Origin of the sequence: Prevotella heparinolytica (genome assembly GCF_004342845.1) — a bacterium.
GTDB classification, from domain to species: Bacteria; Bacteroidota; Bacteroidia; order Bacteroidales; family Bacteroidaceae; genus Bacteroides; species Bacteroides heparinolyticus.
Window position 1 is genome coordinate 1 of sequence record NZ_SLXB01000060.1, and the last position, 1,717, is coordinate 1,717.

Below are 1,717 nucleotides of genomic sequence, written 5' to 3' on the forward strand. Positions count from 1 at the left end.
ACAACGGTTAGGAATTGGGAATCATGGAACTATATTGCATTTATGGTAATTCTGCTAAGGAAATATTTGAGAAAAAGAAAAGTTTAAATCACTTCGTTTATTGTTTTCTGTCTTTTCTCCGGAAGCCGAACAACATCATTCCGAATCCGAGAAATGCGATGTCTTTAAGTATGAAAAAATCGGTTACGACTACACCGTCCTTGATTTTCCACATACCGGGAGTGAAGAATAAAAAGCTGAGTGTGACGAGGAATATCACTATTATTCCTGCTCCGGCATATCGTCTTAGAGAATGGAATTTAATCGACAGAAGCAATAGAAAGGCTGTCGATATCTCTACCAAACCTATCACATTGGAAACGGTTTGCAGATCGAACAGATTATACACTCTTCCGAAAAGAGGGTGATGTACTACCAAAGGTTTGATGGCGGCTGCCTCCGTTGGGGTAAATTTGAATATTCCGATCCACAGAAGGATAGCGGCAGTGCCGAGGAGGGTAATATAATATCCGGTTTGGAATATTCCCTCATAAGGAAAAGATTGTTTTCTCATACTCATCTTGTCAATTCTTTTTTTAATTACCTTGAATTTGTCTATTCATTTTTCGGAATCCTACAAAAGGCTTTCCCGATTTTATAGTCGGTAAAATCATGCAATCCTGACAAGGAGAGGGAGATTATAAGCTCATTTTTTTCTTTATGTTATCTTTAAATGATTGTATTTCAGTGTTATTGAAAGATTCTTTTTTCTCATATTTTTTTGTGAGCAGCCAATCTATCCACTCCACCTTTTTAGCATAGGCCGCACACCATTTACATATCGATAAGTGTGCACGGAGACGTATCCTTAAAATGAGAGGGAGTTCTCCGGCATTCTTTCGCTCGATCAGCGATGGTACCCGGCTGCACGGCATAATAAAGAAATGAATCAATTTATTGAATAATGCTTTCATAATTTGTCAAACCAGTTTAATTCGATACATTTTCTCAGCTGCATACGACTGCGTTGAAGAATCTTCCATAAATTGGTCGCGGCAATGTCCAGTTCATGACATACTTCATCGGCTTTTTTCTGATCAATGTAGTATCTCTTTACGGTAATCTGCCATTGAGATGGAAGGCGTTCGATACACTTGTCCAAAACATCCAGAATCGTATTTTCTCCTTCCGGTTCATTGGAAATACGAGGCCATTCGTGCAGCACAGAGTCATCCGTCCATGAACCCGATGAATCGAAAAAATCCGGTATGCTGACTGTTTCGGGCTTGCGATACCGATCCCGGTAGAAGTCGGCAATTTTGTTTTTCAAGATATTTTGTAGCCAAGTTAGCGGCGTACTCTTTCTTTGAAAGGCATGATAGGATAATGAAGCGGATATAAATACTTCTTGCACCAAATCCATGGCATCATTCTTGTCCGTCACCATTGATAACGCGCGGTTCAATAATAGGCCGGAGTAAGATTCTATCCATTTGTTTATTTCTTCGTTATCCTGTTTCATACAAAAAATGATTTTGTCTTGAATAAGCTTTGCTCAAAATAAGAAAGACACCAATATTAAGGAGATTGAAACCACTACCTTAGTGACGGAGACCAAATACCTTGGCTCGTGGCAAATATAATGAGACCTCTGCAAAACTCATTGTTCAAGATTTGTTCATTTCATCATATTTTTGTAGCTTTATAGTATGAAACAACGTCCTTCTTCTCGGAGTTT

The 1,717-nt window shown here is 38.7% G+C and carries 2 protein-coding genes; both read right to left on the reverse strand.

What is annotated here, in order from left to right; genetic code table 11:
* Window positions 1-97: 97 nt before the first annotated feature.
* Window positions 98-559 carry a DUF417 family protein gene (locus EV202_RS14910; RefSeq protein WP_131927617.1) on the reverse strand — a complete coding sequence of 154 codons (462 nt, stop codon included), beginning with the start codon at window positions 557-559 and terminating at the stop codon, window positions 98-100.
* Between the two features lie 390 nt (window positions 560-949).
* Window positions 950-1,501 carry a sigma-70 family RNA polymerase sigma factor gene (locus tag EV202_RS14920; protein WP_106068371.1) on the reverse strand — a complete coding sequence of 184 codons (552 nt, stop codon included), beginning with the start codon at window positions 1,499-1,501 and terminating at the stop codon, window positions 950-952.
* Window positions 1,502-1,717: the final 216 nt, after the last annotated feature.

Bases quoted from the DNA above. Each gene is read 5' to 3' on its own strand.
- EV202_RS14910 (WP_131927617.1), bottom strand. From the start codon at position 559: ATGAGTATGAGAAAACAATCTTTTCCTTATGAGGGAATATTCCAAACC.
- EV202_RS14920 (WP_106068371.1), bottom strand. From the start codon at position 1,501: ATGAAACAGGATAACGAAGAAATAAACAAATGGATAGAATCTTACTCC.